Annotated in this window: 18 protein-coding genes; 3 read left to right on the top strand and 15 right to left on the bottom strand. The window is 44.8% G+C overall.

Annotated features, from left to right (window positions below; translation table 11 throughout):
* The 4 genes from ACRC32_RS15330 to ACRC32_RS15315 all read right to left on the bottom strand — a co-directional run.
* Positions 1-169: J domain-containing protein (locus ACRC32_RS15330; protein ID WP_438554780.1), on the bottom strand; the 169-nt coding region annotated here is incomplete at its 3' end.
* Between the two features lie 15 nt (positions 170-184).
* Positions 185-1147 (bottom strand): cysteine synthase A, encoded by a 963-nt coding sequence (cysK, locus tag ACRC32_RS15325; RefSeq protein WP_438554779.1) that lies wholly within the window; start codon positions 1145-1147, stop codon positions 185-187.
* An 83-nt stretch (positions 1148-1230) separates the two neighbouring features.
* A complete protein-coding gene (locus tag ACRC32_RS15320; protein WP_015157488.1) occupies positions 1231-1668 on the bottom strand; it encodes an RrF2 family transcriptional regulator in 438 nt (145 codons plus the stop codon).
* Positions 1669-1917: 249 nt separating this feature from the next.
* Positions 1918-3738, bottom strand: a complete 1821-nt coding sequence (locus tag ACRC32_RS15315) for an iron uptake porin (RefSeq protein ID WP_438554777.1) — start codon at positions 3736-3738, stop codon at positions 1918-1920.
* 679 nt (positions 3739-4417) lie between these two features.
* Between ACRC32_RS15315 and ACRC32_RS15310 the strand changes: the two genes are divergently transcribed.
* Positions 4418-5269: a universal stress protein gene (locus tag ACRC32_RS15310; protein ID WP_438554776.1), complete on the top strand. Its 852-nt coding sequence runs from the start codon at positions 4418-4420 to the stop codon at positions 5267-5269.
* Positions 5270-5415: 146 nt separating this feature from the next.
* Here ACRC32_RS15310 and psbM read toward each other — a convergent pair whose 3' ends face one another.
* From psbM to ACRC32_RS15280, 6 genes are all read right to left on the bottom strand, one after another.
* Entirely contained in the window at positions 5416-5529 is a 114-nt protein-coding gene (gene psbM, locus ACRC32_RS15305) for a photosystem II reaction center protein PsbM (protein WP_015157485.1), read from the bottom strand.
* A gap of 195 nt (positions 5530-5724) precedes the next feature.
* Positions 5725-6024 carry a 2Fe-2S iron-sulfur cluster-binding protein gene (locus ACRC32_RS15300; protein WP_039714396.1) on the bottom strand — a complete coding sequence of 100 codons (300 nt, stop codon included), beginning with the start codon at positions 6022-6024 and terminating at the stop codon, positions 5725-5727.
* 130 nt (positions 6025-6154) lie between these two features.
* Positions 6155-7153 (bottom strand): PrsW family glutamic-type intramembrane protease, encoded by a 999-nt coding sequence (locus ACRC32_RS15295; RefSeq protein WP_438554775.1) that lies wholly within the window; start codon positions 7151-7153, stop codon positions 6155-6157.
* A gap of 145 nt (positions 7154-7298) precedes the next feature.
* Positions 7299-8222, bottom strand: a complete 924-nt coding sequence (locus tag ACRC32_RS15290; RefSeq protein ID WP_438554774.1) for a class I SAM-dependent methyltransferase — start codon at positions 8220-8222, stop codon at positions 7299-7301.
* A gap of 196 nt (positions 8223-8418) precedes the next feature.
* Positions 8419-8853 (bottom strand): large conductance mechanosensitive channel protein MscL, encoded by a 435-nt coding sequence (gene mscL / locus ACRC32_RS15285; RefSeq protein WP_438554773.1) that lies wholly within the window; start codon positions 8851-8853, stop codon positions 8419-8421.
* 117 nt (positions 8854-8970) lie between these two features.
* A complete protein-coding gene (locus ACRC32_RS15280) occupies positions 8971-9555 on the bottom strand; it encodes a DNA-3-methyladenine glycosylase (RefSeq protein ID WP_438554772.1) in 585 nt (194 codons plus the stop codon).
* Positions 9556-9700: 145 nt separating this feature from the next.
* Here ACRC32_RS15280 and ACRC32_RS15275 point away from each other — a divergent pair, with 145 nt between their 5' ends.
* Positions 9701-9823 carry a hypothetical protein gene (locus ACRC32_RS15275; protein ID WP_015157479.1) on the top strand — a complete coding sequence of 41 codons (123 nt, stop codon included), beginning with the start codon at positions 9701-9703 and terminating at the stop codon, positions 9821-9823.
* A gap of 257 nt (positions 9824-10080) precedes the next feature.
* Positions 10081-11766: an MBL fold metallo-hydrolase gene (locus ACRC32_RS15270; RefSeq protein WP_438554771.1), complete on the top strand. Its 1686-nt coding sequence runs from the start codon at positions 10081-10083 to the stop codon at positions 11764-11766.
* 43 nt (positions 11767-11809) lie between these two features.
* Here ACRC32_RS15270 and ACRC32_RS15265 read toward each other — a convergent pair whose 3' ends face one another.
* The 5 genes from ACRC32_RS15265 to ACRC32_RS15245 form a co-directional block, all read right to left on the bottom strand.
* Positions 11810-12121 (bottom strand): DUF6679 family protein, encoded by a 312-nt coding sequence (locus ACRC32_RS15265; RefSeq protein WP_015157477.1) that lies wholly within the window; start codon positions 12119-12121, stop codon positions 11810-11812.
* Positions 12122-12747: 626 nt separating this feature from the next.
* Positions 12748-13953 (bottom strand): glycosyltransferase family protein, encoded by a 1206-nt coding sequence (locus tag ACRC32_RS15260; protein ID WP_438554770.1) that lies wholly within the window; start codon positions 13951-13953, stop codon positions 12748-12750.
* Positions 13954-14477: 524 nt separating this feature from the next.
* A complete protein-coding gene (locus ACRC32_RS15255) occupies positions 14478-15284 on the bottom strand; it encodes a Nif3-like dinuclear metal center hexameric protein (protein ID WP_438554769.1) in 807 nt (268 codons plus the stop codon).
* Positions 15285-15413: 129 nt separating this feature from the next.
* Entirely contained in the window at positions 15414-15818 is a 405-nt protein-coding gene (locus ACRC32_RS15250) for a secondary thiamine-phosphate synthase enzyme YjbQ (RefSeq protein ID WP_039713031.1), read from the bottom strand.
* A 75-nt stretch (positions 15819-15893) separates the two neighbouring features.
* Positions 15894-16982 carry a glycosyl transferase gene (locus ACRC32_RS15245; RefSeq protein WP_438554778.1) on the bottom strand — a complete coding sequence of 363 codons (1089 nt, stop codon included), beginning with the start codon at positions 16980-16982 and terminating at the stop codon, positions 15894-15896.
* Between the last annotated feature and the right edge of the window lie 75 nt (positions 16983-17057).

Raw genomic sequence — 17057 nt, 5'->3', positions numbered from 1 at the left:
TCAACACTTCATAAGCAGCGTTAATCTGAATAATTCGATCGCGATCGCCTGTCTTAGGATTCGTGTCGGGATGAAATTGCTTCACCAAGTGGCGATAGGCAGATTTGATCTCCGCTTGGCTGGCATTAGGTTGAATTCGGAGCGTTTCGTAGTGATTTGAGTGAACCATTCAATCACTTTAGCGTTAACTAACCGTGGCGGGTAGTCTCGGCTCAAGATCTTGAAACAATGGCGTACTCAAGTAGCGTTCGCCAAAGCTGGGCTGAATCATCACAATTAGCTTGTCTTTATTTTCTGGACGCTGAGCTACCCGAACTGCTGCAGCCAGAGCCGATCCAGAAGAAATCCCCGATAGCAACCCTTCTTCCTTTGCCAAACGCCTACCGTAGGCGATCGATTCCTCATCGGTTACGGTAATGACTTCATCAATCAAGTCTACTTTCAGGACTTGCGGTACGAACCCAGCTCCAATTCCTTGAATTTTGTGGGGTCCTGGACGACCTCCCGATAGTACGGGACTGTTAGCTGGTTCGACTGCGATCGCTTTAAACCTGGGTTTTCTGGCTTTAATAACTTCCGCTACTCCAGTAATTGTTCCACCAGTGCCAACACCAGCAACTAAAATATCCACCTGACCATCTGTATCTTGCCAAATTTCTTCAGCCGTTGTCTCTTTGTGAATTTTGGGGTTAGCAGGGTTGCGGAATTGCTGCAACATGTAAGCATTCGGCGTTGATTCCACAATTTCTTGTGCCCGCCGAATCGCACCACTCATCCCTTCGATGCCTGCCGTCAGTTCTAACTCTGCTCCATAAGCCCGCAGCATAGCTCGACGTTCGGCACTCATAGTTTCCGGCATTGTCAAAATTAACTGATATCCCTTTGCTGCTGCTGCCATTGCCAGAGCAATACCCGTGTTACCAGAAGTTGGTTCGACTAAAATCGTTTTGCCAGGGGTAATCAATCCCTCCTGTTCGGCAGCATTAATCATGCTGATGCCAATTCGGTCTTTAACCGAAGCGGCAGGGTTCATGCTTTCCAGTTTTACGACAATTTGGGCAACACAACCTTCAGCTTGCGGAATACGATTCAACTGTACTAGAGGAGTACGACCGATGAGTTCTGTAATATTTTGGGCAATACGCATAGTTTGTCCTTTGTCAGTTGTCATTTATCATTCGCGAGCGGCAATAGTAATTCCACTACTCACTACTCATTACTCACTGGCAATCAGATATAGTACATAATATCGAGTTGTCGTCTGGCAGCTATCTGTTCGCAAAGATTTTGTAAGGTATGCTGCTGCAAAACCATATTTGCCGCTTGTCGCGCTTCATGCCAAATCTCATGCACAACAGCAGTTTCTAACGTTCTAGGCTTACTTTCTTCTTCAGTAGCTCTTGCTTCTATACCTTCTAGGCAGACCAAAACCTCTAGTAAAGTAATTTTCCAAGGTTCTCGCGCTAGGATATAGCCTCCCTTGGCTCCCCGTTGGCTTTTGACTATACCACCGCGTCTTAAGGTTGCTAGTAGTTGCTCTAAGTAGCGGTCTGGAATGTTTTGTTGAGCTGCTATTTGCCGAATTTGCAAGGGTTCACCGCTTTGGTAGCGAGCTGCTAGCTCCGAGAGGGCAAGCAGAGCATATTCTGATTTACACGACAGTTCCACAAGCTAGTTCCAAGAAGTTGAAGGATATTTTAATTTATGGTCTTAACTTCTCTATTATACCCCGGTTCTCCACTGGGGTTTGATAGATTTGTGATTTGTCACTTGTGATTTGTCAAGGGGTTCATCAAATGACAAAAGACAAATGACGAATGACCAACAAAAAACCCCGCTGCGATCGCGGGGTATGATGATTGAGAAAACGACTGATTCCAGAACTAAGAGTCACTCAAATGAGTCGGTCACCAAAACCTAGAAGTTAAATGTTGTGCGAAGCGTACCGATGATTGCATCTTCATCGCTGCCAGTTTGACCAACTCGGTTGAGCCAAATCACACCAGGAGTGACGGAAATATTATCGGTAAGTTGGTAGCGGTAGAAGCCTTCAACGTGGAGTCCATATTCATTACTGAAATCTCTGACACCAGGAGCATCTAGAGACGTTAATGTTGGTTGCACGCCAGCAAAAATACCTAACAAGTTACCTTCTTTACCCAGGTCAGAGAAAGCTACACCGCCACCAAATGACCAGATATCACCATTACCACGACCAATGAGAGTAGCGTTGGTGTAAGAGCCGAAGCCGCTGATCGAGATAGTGTCGCTTAATCTGAAAGAACCAGAAAGACCGTAGGAGTTAGAGGAGATTGGGACAGTATCAGCGCCCACAGCGGCACCTAAAAGCCTGGAAGGATTGTTTGCTTCCAGCGTACCAACAACACCAGTACTACCGGCGTAATTAAAGATATCGGAGTTTTCATCGTCATCTGGATCGAGATTACCCAGGGAAGCTCCAGTATTGTAAGCGTTGACGTAAGTTGCTGCTAGGGCGATGCGATCGCCAAAGTTGAAGTTCAACTGTCCTAGTGCGGCATAATCACCGTTAAACAAGCCAGCCCCTTGACTTGGATCTTGAGCATTTCTGGCAAAATATCCAGCTGTGATACTAGGTTTAAAACCACTGGCTTCACCAAAAGGAGCGATGTTAATACCCAAACCTGCCCCACCACCAATCCGATAGATCGGGTTTTCGGAAGCGAAGGTAGATATTGCCCCACGACCACCATCAAAGTCTTCAAAGAAGGGGTTGTTGGTAGGAGCGTAGTCAGCGTGAACGCCTCCTGCTGCGGCTAGATAGGCTCTGGAGTTTTCGCCAATTGGGAGTTTAAAATCGTAAGCTGCCCAATCTACAACAACATCGTTACCGTTGTCTGCTGGGTTGAAAGTAAGAGTGTTTTGGTAAGTATCTTCACCCACATCTAAGCGGGTCGCATTACCAGCTGATAAACGAGTGTGAAGGATATCGCTACCAGTGAAACTGGTTTGGAAGTCCAACCGCACCCGATCCTGGAAAACGGTATTCGCATCGGTATCTCCGCCGAAAGCATCGCTGACAGCAGCAATCACTTCGCCCACGAGTTTAGTAGTGGTCGAGAACTGATTTGCCTCTAGTTCTGCGACGTTAGCTTCTAGACTGTCTACCCGTCCGCGCAGAGTTGCCAGTTCCGCAGAGAATTCTTCTTGCAATCTTTGCAGGGTAGCTAAGTCTTCCTTGCGGACTTGATCGGCTGTTCCAGCAGCAATCAATTCGTTAACGCGATCGAGGGCGGCGTTCAAACCTGCGGCAAACTCATAACGAGTCATGGCACGGTTACCTCGAAACGTGCCATCAGGATAACCTGCAATCACGCCGTAGCGTTCTACCAAAGATTGCAAGGCTTGGAATGCCCAATCTGTAGGCTGCACGTCCGATAGTTGAGAAACTGAGGTGACTTGCGCGATATTGTTGCGATCGCCGCGACCTTCATTCCCATAACGGTTGATTTCGGAAATTGTATTGTCAGTTTCAGGGGCAGCAGGGGCAGTTGGCACTTGTTGTGCGATTAGCGTTCCCTGTGTTTTTGTAACGCCACTATTGACAATACTTGTCTCTTTGGCTTCAATAGCAGCATTAAGTCCTGAAACTGCTGGGGCGCTGTTTGGCGTAGTAGCGATCGCAGATGTTGAAACTGCGAGTGCGGCAGTCAGCCACGCTGGGCTGAGAATAACGGTTTTCCACAATAACCTAGACATATTCCTTTTTTTCCTCACACCTTTAATCAATCTATATACTCAACTGTTACCTTCGTCTTGCGATCGCGGTACAGCTAGTTTACTAGTATCTGTAGATTAAGATACTTCATATTTAGTTTAACTCCGTTCTCGAATAGTGCAATACTCAATCTAAAAAAAGATTAATAAAATCCAAACAATCTTATCTCAATCCAATCTCCATCCAAGCTTCAGCAAAATTTGCTACACAGCTCTACAGCCCATCTGAGTGACAGTTGAAATAGTGTCACTCAAAAGTTTACTTTCCACTTGCTTTGAACTAAACCTAGTCAGCGCGATGATTGTTATTAGTGTCAGTTCAAGCACAAATTTGAAGCGATCTTCATGCTCCTGCCGCTCGGGGAGAAACAACAGTTGAAGCGATCGGATTTTGCGATCTTCTCATCCTCAACCTTAACAAATTTTAAAATACTTTTTTCTATGTAATATATAAGCCAACTTAAATAATAGTTTATCTATCTTTAAAGAAGATAACAAATTGTCAAAATTTTTGCAGCAGCATGACCGTTATGCTTAAGAATAATAAGTAAGAGATGATGGCTTGCTAAGCTGCTTGAGCTAACTGAAAAAAGCAAATTCTAACCCACTCATCCATTAAAAAGTATAAAAACTAGACGCAATTCACTACCGGGTTAAATCAATGATTGAAAAAATTTTGCTTGCTGTCTCAGGTCTGGGACACGCAGAAGAAATGCTCAAGAATTTGAAAGAGATCCCATCGATCGCACAGGCAAAAGTAACTGTTTTACATGTAGTTCCTTCCCAAGCAACTTCTGCTGGAATGACAACCAAGCTAGAGGAAGGTAATAAAATTATCGCCAATGCTGTGGAGTACTTAGGGTTAGATCCTAGTCGAACTATCACTATGCTGCGACAGGGAGAACCCAAAGACGTAGTATGTCAAGTAGCAGATGAGATTGATGCTGACTTAATTATTATGGGTTCGCGAGGACTCAAGCGGTTGCAAGCAATTTTATCTAACTCTGTCAGTCAATACGTATTTCAGTTATCCTCGCGTCCTATGTTGCTGGTGAAGGATGACATTTACGTAAAAAAAATCAACCGCATCATGGTAGCTTATGACGGTTCTGATGCGGCAAAACAATGCTTGCAGTTAGCACTATTTTTGCTGAGAGATATTAAAGGCAGTCAGCTAGTCTTAGCATACGTGAATAAGAATCTGAGCGGGAAACAAGAAGAAGTCACCCTAGCAGCAGCAGAAAAAGATCCAGTTTTGGCTGGGGCGATCGCTGAAGCGAAAAAGCAAGGAGTGCAAACCCGCTGCGTCACTAGTATGGGCAAGCCAGGCGAAGAAATTTGCCGCTTAGCTGAAGATATGTCTGTAGACTTACTAATGCTGGGTTCACCCGATCGCCGTCCTTCTGTGGCTAAAAGTTTTGTTGACATCGATCGCTTAATCGGCTCGTCGCTATCAGATTACGTTCGTGTCAATGCTACATGTCCCGTGCTGTTAGCGCGGACGGTTGGTTGAAGAGCGAGAAGAGAAAGTCGCAAAGCAAAACATGTCACAAGTCACAATTCAATCCTACACCCCGTGAACTAATAACTAAAAACCTCTGTAGTTCTTTCTACAGAGGTTTTGTTTTTGATTCAAAGCAATTGACAAACCAGTGATGATTAATCTTTTTTTCCTTCGCGGCTAGCGGTTTGGATGTAAAGAATGATTAAAAATACAGATGGAACTAGCACAAATAAGATGCTTGCCACAAAGCCTAAATCGTTTACTTGCATCGCCAGAAAGCCTCTTTTATACGGGGGTTTGACTCTTTCAGGATATCATCAATGCGTGACACAGAGGGAGGGGCGAGTCAGCGACCAGCGATCGGTTATCAGTTATCAGTTGTCAGTTATCAGTGACTAGTGGCTGGTGGCTAGAATTGCTTCTCTGTTCCTCTGCTCCCTCTGCTTCCTCAGCTCCCTGCTCCCTCATTTTGGTTTAGTAACAACGCTAACTGGTCCGTTGACTAAAGTTTGACAAGCAAGACGATAGTTAGCTGGCTTTTTCTTCAGTTTTTTGTTTTCAACTGGAGTACGGGGTGAGAGATTTTCTATACCTTCAACAATCTCTACGATACAAGTACCGCATTGACCATAGCCGCCGCAGTTCATCATTTTGCCCCAAGTCGTATAGAGATCGATACCATTTTCTAGAGCTTTGATGCGGAGGTTTGCCCCATCAGCGGCGATCGCCTCCCGATTTTCTTGCACAAATTTGATGTTAGCCATAGCTGCTCTCTTTACCTGGGTTTCTGTCTCTCCGCCCTGCATCATATACTTTGCTGAAACAAAAATCGATACGTCTTGTTAATTATGTTAAATGATTGCGAAGTTTTATAAATAATTTTTCTAAATAGTCTCATGATAAATTGCGACGGCGAGCAGCAAACCTTAAGTACCGATAAATACCCCAGGCGATCGCTCCAGGAATCGAATTGAGTACCAAGCGACTCGCGATGAACCAGAAAATATCTGGTTCGAGTAGCTGGACGGGATGTAAAGGGCTAAGAGTTCTGACAAGCAGAAAAAAGCCAAAAATTGCATTACCACCAAGCATCAGAGTAAACAAAACCAAACCTCTTTGCCAGTGGCGATGGATAGCTGTCATGCCAGAAATAAGGATAATTGATGGCTGATGCTGCACCCGCCGCCAACATTCTTCCATGCGCCAAAACAGCCAGAGCAAAAATGGAAATAGTAAGTAGCTCAAAAGATTTATTGGTGGATTGTAGCGCCAAGCACTAGAAAATATATTAACTAGGGCGTGGCAGATAATAGCGTTTATTAGGAAGTGGTGCGTGGTGTGGTGGTAATTGGTAATTGGTAATTGGTGATTGGTAGTTGGTAGTTGGTAGTTGGTAGTTGCTCCCCTGCCCCTCTGCTCCCTGCACCGAAGCGCTCCCTGCTCCCTTGCCAGGGCATAGCCAAAAGTTGCTGAGAACATAGCATGAATGGGAGTACCGATCGCGCGATCGAATACAGTTGCTACACCGTTAGATAAATAAACCCAGCTTTCTTGAGCAGTGAATCCTAAAGCGATCGCGATCGTCTGTATAAAAATCGAGAGAGCAGGCGATCGCCCGTTACCTCTACGTCCTGCCAACCATTGAAAAGTAATGACTCCGGCTAACTTACATCCCTCTTCAATTGGGGCAATAAACACCAACTGACGTACAGCTACACCAGCAAGAGTGCGAGTAAATCTTTGCCAATCTTCCCATTGGCTGGTGAGATGCTCGAATATCCACTCTAGACCCAGAGCGATACTACCAAATATTGCGCCCCAACCGAAGCACAGTAGTAATGGAAACAGGGGAGGTGGTGCAGTTGCCCGACGATAGTAATAAATCAGTAGCAATAGTGCTGGAATAACTGCATTTAACAGTGACCAGTTATCAGTTATCAGTGACCAGTGGCTCCTGACCAGTAAGTTATTTCTCCTTTGCTCCTAGTCTGCTGTGCTTCCTCTGCTCTCTTCTCTCCCTTGTTCCCTCTGCTAGCATCTAACTTCTCACCTGAGACACAATCGTCCGGTGGCGGGGGCTGTTGCAGGTGACAGTAGGTGGATGGAAACCTGCTGCTACGATTGCTTGAGCAATATCCAACGTGAAATATTCGTCTAGATATGGCTCGGTACTTTTGAGTAGCGTCAAGATGTAGGGTGGCATCTGGGCATAGATTGCTGACTGGGGATTCATGTCCATAATTGCCAAATATCCGCCTGGACGCAATAACCGCTGCATCTCCTGCAATATCTGCCGCGTGGCTGACTGAGGCAATTCGTGACAGACGAGAAAAATCGAAACGAGATCGTAATTTGCCTCTGGTAGTCCTGTTGCTTCTGCAGCAGCGTGTACCCATTCGATTTCGCTCTGGTTTTGCTGCTGCGATCGCTGATGGGCAACGGCAAGAAAATAGGGTGATAAGTCTAAACCAGTAATTTTTGCTTGGGGATAGAGTGATTTTAGAGCAAATGTACTCATACCCACGCTACAGCCTACATCAAGAATTGCTTGTGGGTTGTGAGGAAGTTGGCTTTTGACGATTTCATGATAGCTCTGACGAAGTTTAGCATCGCCAGCCGCGCCTGCATCAGACCAAATTCCTGCATGAACGGCACGCGCAGCGACTTCTACCTCAAAAGCTGCATCCCAACTGAGATTGCCTTGTTCGTAAGCGTGGAAAGAGCAGCAATAATACTCGGGATATTGCAATTGAGGATTGTATACCTGTTGCCAGTGGCTTTCCCATTCTTGAGAGCGTAATTCTCGGACTGTTTTTGTCCAGGGTACGCCAATTTTCTCTGCTCGTTTCACCATCATTTGCCGTGCTTGATGCTTAGCTAAGCTAGCTAGAGGCTGAATTGCCAGCACGGTGTTTACCAAGCGGGAACCTAGTCCCGTAGCAGTATTTGCAGCAACGGTCATGAGTAAGAGTTAAAACAATTAGTTTTTTTATAAACATTTCTGGTCGGCTAAAAGCCAACTGACGTTTTGTGCTGGGCTTTTAGCCAACAGGCATTTCTGGTAGGCTAAAAGCCCAGTAATACTGCAATTTTACAAGCTTTGGATCTTATGAGATAGGGGTGCGATCGCAACTATGTTTATCCTGCTCAACGCGGGATTAACCCAAGTTCCGAGTCTCAATTGTGGTCGTCAGGCGATCTAATGCTCCTGTCAATCTCTCTTGGGCAATAACAGTGGGATCGGGTGGTGCGGCTTCAGCAGCTTCTGGACTGCGGAAAAATCGGCGCTGGGCTTTTTCAAAGGCACGGATGATTAAGAAAAGGCAAAGAGCAATGACTAAAAAGTTGAGAACAGCTGCTAAAAACACACCGTATTTGATGCCGTTGACTGATAAATTTTGTAAATCTTGAACGTTAGCAGCCTGCAATGCCGGATTGAGAATTACGGGCGTAATAATATCTTCTACGAAAGAGGTAACGATTTTGCCAAATGCGCCACCGATAACAACTGCAACTGCCAAGTCAATGACATTGCCGCGCATGATAAACTTGCGAAAATCCGCCCACAAACCGCCGCCACTACTACGTGCCATAGATTTGTCAATCCTCTTTTATGTAGATATTTGATGTTTAGATGAGGATTATACAAGTTTTTTGGGTTTTTGCTCAAATGCGACTGCGCTAATTGTTACAAATGCTACATGTCATAGTTAAACTTTAGAAACAGCCGGACAACCCTGCACGTACCACCGCCAAGGGAGATCTACACCTTGAGATAGTCCGATCCGCGTTGTCTGGACGATCTTAAATTCATGCTGACGTTGTTCGAGCCATAGCGGTTGTCCTGGTTGTAATATAGTTCCGTTTAAGCCGCGGTCGATCTGCAAAATACGACATAGTTTACCTGGTCCAGCCGCTAGACGGTGCAAATTTTCTTTACTGCCGATTTCCCAGCCACTAGGCAAGCACTCCAGTTGTAAAGCGCGAATGAGTACAGCACTAGGAATTCCTTCGCAGTCCGTGACGACATTCAGGCAGTGGTACATGCCATAGATTTGATACACGTATGCTCTCCCTGCCATGCCAAATACAACTTGATTGCGTGGGGTGACACGCCGATAGGCATGAAAAGCTGGATCTCCAGGCGCATAAGCTTCTGTTTCGACGATCGCTCCCCTGAGAATTTGTCCAGACGGCAATTGCCTAACTAAATTGCAGCCAAGTAATGCTGGTGCAACTTCAGTAGATGGACGGGTTAGGGTAGAAGGTTCTAAAATCTGATGAAAGAGAGTCAATTTACCAGCAGTTATTTATTTACAATTAAACGGATGAAGGCTGTTAGCGATCGCCCGATCGCGCTCTGCTAATATCCCCAGGGTAGAAGTCTCTCGACTTCAGATCCTTGTGCTTGTCGAGATTAAAGAGAGGAAGAGTCACGAAATGGATATCAAACTTGTCTTAGTAGGATTAACGGTTGTATTTACTGTTTGTTGCCTATTTTTTGGCACGAAAAACGGATTTTACGATTCAGACAACTACCACGGTAACGGCTCTGCCCATTAACAGTGACCGGTGACCAGTTATCAGTGAAGAAAGGGTGTAGGGTGTAGGGTGTAGGGTGTAGGCAATTTTGAATCTTGAATGCATGAATTTTGAATTGCTCCCTCAGCTCCCTCAGCTTTCTTCCCCGACTCCCGACTCCCTAACCACTAGTTTCTATTCGCTGCTCGCTTCATTCATGACCTAATTATCCTACAATTCATCGTTTCATATTTATCGCTGCGCTCCAACAGCGGCATTAGGTTCGAGTGGAGGGGAAGATGAGCGATCGCATGTCAGCATCCTCTATGCCTGTAGGGGAAGCAAATTCAGAACTAGAATGCTTTCCCTATGGTGTGAAGCATGAGGACGAAGGTGTCTGTTTGATGGTCAAGATGGGACCGTACCGCATTCTGCTCGATTGCGGATTGACGGACATCTCTGTTTTACAATTGGGGCTAGAACAGCCTAAGTCTCATGGTTCACTTGTCGCTACCAACTCGCCAGTAGACCTAGTTTTATGCAGTCACGCTCATCCCGATCATGCTAAAGGTTTACTATCCCTGCATCGTGCCTTTCCGCAACTGCCAATTTATGCTAGCGAAGCAACAACTCGTCTGCTACCGCTGAATTGGTTAGATGAGGATGGAAAGATACCGCAATTTTGTCAAGCGCTACCTTGGCGATCGCCTGTGGAATTTCAGGATGGATTGACGGCTGAATTATACCCTGCCGGACACTTACCAGGGGCAGCAGCTATACTCCTTACCTACACGACTGGACGGCGCACTTATACAGTGTTTTACACGGGGGACTTTTTCTTATCTAACTCTCGCCTGGTGGAAGGTTTACCTTTAGAGGAGTTACGCGGTTTAGAACCAGATGTATTAATTATCGAAGGAACCTACGGCACGGCACGTCATCCGCACCGTCGCAACCAAGAAAATCAACTGGCTGAAAGAATTAATCGGGCGATCGCCAGTTCGTATTCTGTCCTTTTGCCTACATCGACTCTAGGTCTAGGTCAGGAAATTCTCATGCTGTTGCGCAGCCATCACAACTTTACCGGACGCAACCTCGATATTTGGGTTGATGGCAGTGTGGCTCAGGGCTGCGATGCCTATTTAGAATTACTACCACATTTCCCCACAGCAGTACAAAACTTTGCCAAACATCAATCTTTATTTTGGGATGAAAAGGTACGCCCGCGAGTCCGTCGCCTACCACTCGAACAGCGAGGAATTGTCGGTCAATCGCCCTGTATCGCGATCGCAGATAATGTTACCGATTTAAGTCAATACTGCCAACCCAACACGGGACCCTGGTTAGTTCTTCTACCTGAAAATCCTGGGCATCCTAACGAGTTTCAACCCTCACTCCTCACTCCTCACTCCTCACCCCTGGTAGAGGTAGAAACCTACCTGCTAGCACAGCACAGCGACGGTCCTGGCACGACTCAGCTCATTCACAACCTGCGACCGAAGCACGTGATTTTCGTTCATGGCGCGCCAACTTATCTAGCCGACCTAGCTAGCCTGGAAGAATTACGCAACCGCTACCACTTACATTCTCCAGCCGTTGGCACGCTTGTCGATTTACCCATCGGCGATGTTTTCGTTCAACCAGCTGCTCCAGAAACGAATTATGAAGGAGAACTTAACGAATTAGGTACTGTCGTAACTATTACCTTGCCTGATGCCATTACCGCCGATCCTCGCTGGCGCAATTTTGCCGATACAGGCTTAGTGGAAGCTCGCTGGCAAGGTGAAGACCTAGTTTTGCGGGGCTTGTCGCCCCGCGAGTTGATGAACCAAAATGGCGATCGCTTAGCCTGGACGGACTTGAACTGCTGCGCTACCTGCAAGTTCCAGCGCGGACAGCGCTGTTGGAACCCAGAATCACCCTTATTTGGCTTCAAGGTTACACCGGATGGCTACTGCCCTGCCTACGAACGCCAAGACGAATAAAACAAGTAAAGGCGTTATCTAAAACGCCTTTACTTATTAGAACTTATTCAGGATTAGAATCAGTAAAGCGATTGCGAATGCGCTCTGCTTCAGGGCAGTCGTCAGAAACTAAGGGTTCGGCATTGCCTCGCGGTACAGAAGCTAGCTTCTGAGTCACTGCGCCAATGCTTTCTAGGCGAACCATCTCCTCCCAAGAACAGATTTCGTCCTCTTCTTCAGTTTCATATCTGAGGGTGACTAAATCGCCTTCGATATCGATGATGCGGGCTTTCTCGATCCAGCGTTGCTGATCCCGCAAGAAGATACATACTTCACGCCCATCGCAACACAGTTGATAAATCTTGCGGTGTAGCATTTATTGCTTCTACCTTTCTCAACGTCGTTATACCTGTGGACTGTTGGGCTAAACCCTACTATATAATACCCAGTTTGAGTTACTTAACTTTACTCCAATTTGGCAATTATATGTTTGTATCTCAGTTTTTGCTTGTATTTCAGTTCCATATTATATTTCGGCCGCCAGCTATTGATTGAAACTACTACTGAGTCTAGCGGACACAAAGAAGCTTATTAGAGACTTCATCTGTCATTAGCAGCGTTTCGCTTATCCTCGCACTCCGACCGATATCAGTGGCTATCGACCGCGCTACATGCATTAAGCAAGTTGAAAATTTTTGTACCACCTTTGCGCTAGACGTTTACTTGAATGAATTATGCCTTTCCCTCTGCCTCCTCGGTTTGAGTGGCATCCTTCTAAGCGTCAGTTCGAGAAAACTCGACTTTATCAGCTCAATCTATTTTAATCAATTTTAACTCATTCTTTAGCATCTCATCAGCTTGAATAGAGAAAAATCAGGGTTTTCTATAAATCTTCCTCGCTCTTTTGCGCCATTTGACTGGTCATTTGTCATTTGTCGCTGCTCGTGCGCTCCCTTTCTTCACTGGTCGCTGATAACTGACCATTGATAACTGAGAACTGATTCAAGCAACTGGCATCTGCGTTCTTTCTTGCTTGTGAATCCGGTCTGAGTAATGAGCCGATCGCTCCTCGCTATTTTTTCGGGTCAGTATTCTCTCGACTAAGTTCTGTAGATGAGCTTTCCGAGTCATCATTGCTGGCGTACTATTGAGTCCGACCGTAGCTAAAATTGTTTCCCAACGGTAAACCCAATCGTGTTTTAAGAGTGAGTTGATGACATTATCAGTACGTATTTTTTGCAAACGATCGGGCTGGGAGTCAAGCGCGGCAAGAATTTCAGCTATATTAGGGGCATCGTAAGAAACTTTAATGACTGCATCCTCCCAGTCAAAATTTCGAGTAAAGGATTCGCATTCAGGGGGAACTCCTAGCATGACTGTTCCTGCTGCTGCACCTTCAAAAAAGCGTGCGCCTACTTCTTGTTGATCGCCAGTTGCATTTGTATCGTCAATTTTGGCGCGATTGGCAATAAAATAACGACTCTTTTTTAAAATATTCTTATACAAACTTCGGTGATATCGATGATCGATCGTGTATAGATCTTTGATAGTTTCATAGATGTAAAAAAAATTAACTCTTTCAGACAAATCTAATAAAGCTTGATGCGTGACTTGCGATCGGCGACCAACACTATAAAGATCGACGCTGCGTTCTCTGTTGAGCGGATAAGGACAGAACTTAATTGCATCAATCCCAAATGGAATGTATTCACAAGGATGCTGAATTATTTTAGTGACTCCCTCAATACTTTGGCTAAAGTTCATGAAAATATAGTCAAATTCTTGAAGAACACTCAACTGAACTTTCCATTTCTCAATATCTTTTGCCCAAATTTCATCGAGCCAAACTACTACTTTACGGCATTTGTTTCGCCAATTTTTAATTGAATTTATTGTAAGGATGTCTAGAGGAGACTGGCAGATGACAAAAAATAATTCATACTCTTTATCGAGATTGAAGTGCTTGAATAATGGATTGATGATTTTACTACTACCAACAGCTTGAGCCGCAGTATTAGCAATTCTATTAGTAACTTTGAACAATTCGGGATTAAAAACTGGTGTAAGTATATCGGCTGAATCAAATTCACAAATCAAATCTTCTAGCTCGTACAAATAACAGCGAGCAACATGAAATTTCATCTTTCGCAAAGATAATAATAAAATTCGAGCGTCTTTCTTAGCATCAAGATTGAAGACTACTGACATATCGTTCCCACCTACTCGAATATTAAACTTATAGTTTTGACATAGCTATTGCTATGTCACAGCAAAATTCTTCGCTTGTCTATGCAAGCGATCGCTTTTATGCAACTAGTGAATTTATCCGATTGAGTCTGCCGGAATACTACAACAGCTCCTACCAAACTTCCGCAAATTAGTCATGACAAATTATTTTGATATTGTGTAAGAATTTGTTGACAATCAGTGCGGTGAATTGATTTTAAAAAATCAAATCTTGCTTTAAGTATTTAAACTTAAAGCGGCAAAGTTAGTAGAAATAGTGTATGTATGTAAGATGCTGCTGACGAAAATTAGTAAGAATTGTTTGCGGAAGTTGCTTAAACTCTTACTGTCTTGATAAACGTATTGATTTATACTGTTTAGATTACTTGCTCGATCTCAGATAGATTGTAAAATAAGATACAAAATTTTCAAGTATATGTAAAAATATATAACGATCTTGGCTGGAATTTACGTAAGATCGCGGAGGCGTTTGTGCTTAGTGGCTGCTAGCCTTTGTAAAAAAGCCGAAAATCTTCGTCTTGCTGACTGAGTTGCGCCCATTCCACCCCAGCAGTTTGAAGCTTTGTCACCAATCGATCGCAAGCTGGACGTTCGGTAGCGTAGTGTCCGGCATCAATCAGAATTAGACCGCGATCGCGACTTTCTTGAAATTGATGAAACTTACAATCGGAAGTTAAATAAGCGTGCGCCCCTGTTTTGACTACAGCCGAAATAAAACTAGCACCAGACCCACCTACAACAGCTACTCGCTCAATTGGTTTTTGTAAATCTGCCGTAGGAGAGAAAAGCAGATCGGGAGGGTTCAGTGCCGTTTGAATTTGTTGTAACAATTCTTGCAAAGTTCGGGAAGGATTAATCTCTCCCACGCGACCGTAGCCTAGTTCTGGCTGTGTCGGTACGATCGGCGTGACTTGCTTGAGTTGTAATAATTGCGCTAGCACGTCAGCAGTACCGTCTGCTACTTGGTCAAAGTTAGTATGAGCTGTATAAATGCCGATGTGGTGACGAAAAGCTAGGCGCGTCATGTCCGCGATCGCATTTCCACTACACAAAGATTTCAGTGGACTAAAAATTAGTGGATGATGGGCAAAAATTAGATTGACTGGAATACCCGATTTTTGTAGTGCGATCGCCTCTTGCATCACTGCTAGAGTTGGTGTCAAGCATACCAGTACCCTTGCAGGTTGCTCTAATACTCCTGGTTCAATCTGCCAACCAGAATTATCCCAACTTTCTTGCCAAGCAGGATTTGCCCAATTTTCAAACCAATTTATTAAATCTGAGATTTTCATTGCGATTGGTAGTTGGTAATTGGTAGTTGGTAGTTGGTAGTTGATAATTGGTAAGCGGTGAGAGATAAACTGCTTATTTCTGACTTACGACTTACGACTTACGACTTACGATTTACGACTTACGACTTATTAAGCAATATGAACGACGAGTTCTCTAATATGGCTGCGTTGGCGGTGTTCCCAAATGTAAATTCCCTGCCAGGTTCCTAATAATAATTGTCCCCTGGAAATGGGAATTTGTTCGGAAGTGTGAGTTAGGGCTGTGCGAATGTGGGCGGGCATATCATCTGCACCTTCAGCATTGTGGATGTAATTCGCTGATTCTGGTACGAGTTTTGCCATGAAGTTTGCTAAATCTTGCAGTACATCAGGATCGGCATTTTCTTGAATCACTAAACTTGCAGAAGTATGGCGTAAAAATAAACTACACAGTCCAGTTTCCACACCAGATTGAGCCACAATTGCTTCAACTTTAGCTGTAATATTGGTAAAAGATTTACCAGCAGTAGAAAGTCTGAGAATATGTTGGTGCATGGTCAGTTATAAGGGAGCAGGGAGCAGGGAGCAGGGAGTAGGGAGCAGTTATCAGTGAACAGTTAATTCTCCGACTTACGAGTTACGACTTACCACTTCAAGCACGGCTTGGGCGATCGCTTCGTTGCCGTCTTTTGCTATAGGTTGAGATTGTCGAGGCGGTTGTGGAGGTTGGTGGAAAAATCCCCAGTGACTTTGAAAGAATTGTTCTGTGTTGAGAATTTGATGGTAAGAGTAATTCGCAATTCCATCAACTAAAAATTGAGCTTCGGCAAAGTCTTCACGAGTCAGGGTAACTATAGGAATTCCCACGCCAACTGCTTCAGCAAAAGTACCGTAACCTGGTTTAGAAATAACTCTGCCACAGAGGGGCATAAAATCAACTGGGCGTAATTTTTGGTCAGTAATTTTGATTAAATTTGGTAAGTTTGGAGCCTTAGCATCAAAAGTGAGGAATTGCCAATCGGGGAAAAGTTGGAGATTTTCAAACGGAATTTGTTGTAGACCTAAACCACCAAAAGTGAGTAGAATAGTTTCTTCGACTGGGGTACTAATACCCCAATTAGATCGTAGCGTGTCGATCGCATGGCGGGGCGAACCACCAGTTAAACCGACATCGGTAATATTGGGAAAAGCACTCATCGGTTCGTGGAAAGGTAACCGAAATAGGCGATCGCATTGCGCGTAATGCTTGCCCATCCAATCGGCAAATTCCACAAATTCACCTCCCCAATCGCGATAAATGAAGTCCCATCCAAAGTTACTACTCATATAACAGGGAATACCTGCGGCATGGGCGATCGCTACTGCCAAAGGAGGGATATCGGCAAGGATCAGATTGACGCGATTTTGACGGATAAAGTTAACTTCTGAGGCAATTATCGAGCGTTCTTGTTTGCGGATTTGCTGTAGCTTTTCTAACGTGGCGGCTTTGTCCATCGTTAGGCTATCCGACTGTATTACACCCAAATCGAAGGCGCGGGGACGATAAATGAAATCTCCTTCTATGTAAGATTCCAGCAACCATCGGGGTGCGGTTGTCACCATGATGAGTAAGATATCGGGACACAACTGCTGGATCTTCGCTGCAAGTGAGGCGGTGCGGGTAGCATGTCCGAATCCGTGGTTGGTGATGGCTATGTATATGGTAGGTCTAGTTTCCATACGAAGTTGGAGATGTTTATTGTCACGCAAAGACGCAAAGACGCTAAGCACCCTTTGCGCCTTCGCACGGACACT

Source organism: Chroococcidiopsis sp., from assembly GCF_051657925.1.
Taxonomy (GTDB): domain Bacteria; phylum Cyanobacteriota; class Cyanobacteriia; order Cyanobacteriales; family Chroococcidiopsidaceae; genus Chroococcidiopsis.
Note: the sequence above shows the minus strand (reverse complement) of the source record. Positions and strands in the feature narration are given on the sequence as shown.

Excerpts from the sequence above, each read along its gene's own strand:
- cysK (WP_438554779.1), bottom strand. The coding sequence starts at position 1,147 with ATGCGTATTGCCCAAAATATTACAGAACTCATCGGTCGTACTCCTCTA.
- ACRC32_RS15315 (WP_438554777.1), bottom strand. The coding sequence starts at position 3,738 with ATGTCTAGGTTATTGTGGAAAACCGTTATTCTCAGCCCAGCGTGGCTG.
- ACRC32_RS15310 (WP_438554776.1), top strand. The coding sequence starts at position 4,418 with ATGATTGAAAAAATTTTGCTTGCTGTCTCAGGTCTGGGACACGCAGAA.
- psbM (WP_015157485.1), bottom strand. The coding sequence starts at position 5,529 with ATGCAAGTAAACGATTTAGGCTTTGTGGCAAGCATCTTATTTGTGCTA.
- ACRC32_RS15300 (WP_039714396.1), bottom strand. The coding sequence starts at position 6,024 with ATGGCTAACATCAAATTTGTGCAAGAAAATCGGGAGGCGATCGCCGCT.
- ACRC32_RS15290 (WP_438554774.1), bottom strand. The coding sequence starts at position 8,222 with ATGACCGTTGCTGCAAATACTGCTACGGGACTAGGTTCCCGCTTGGTA.
- mscL (WP_438554773.1), bottom strand. The coding sequence starts at position 8,853 with ATGGCACGTAGTAGTGGCGGCGGTTTGTGGGCGGATTTTCGCAAGTTT.
- ACRC32_RS15275 (WP_015157479.1), top strand. The coding sequence starts at position 9,701 with ATGGATATCAAACTTGTCTTAGTAGGATTAACGGTTGTATTTACTGTT.
- ACRC32_RS15270 (WP_438554771.1), top strand. The coding sequence starts at position 10,081 with ATGAGCGATCGCATGTCAGCATCCTCTATGCCTGTAGGGGAAGCAAAT.
- ACRC32_RS15265 (WP_015157477.1), bottom strand. The coding sequence starts at position 12,121 with ATGCTACACCGCAAGATTTATCAACTGTGTTGCGATGGGCGTGAAGTA.
- ACRC32_RS15260 (WP_438554770.1), bottom strand. The coding sequence starts at position 13,953 with ATGTCAGTAGTCTTCAATCTTGATGCTAAGAAAGACGCTCGAATTTTA.
- ACRC32_RS15255 (WP_438554769.1), bottom strand. The coding sequence starts at position 15,284 with ATGAAAATCTCAGATTTAATAAATTGGTTTGAAAATTGGGCAAATCCT.
- ACRC32_RS15250 (WP_039713031.1), bottom strand. The coding sequence starts at position 15,818 with ATGCACCAACATATTCTCAGACTTTCTACTGCTGGTAAATCTTTTACC.
- ACRC32_RS15245 (WP_438554778.1), bottom strand. The coding sequence starts at position 16,982 with ATGGAAACTAGACCTACCATATACATAGCCATCACCAACCACGGATTC.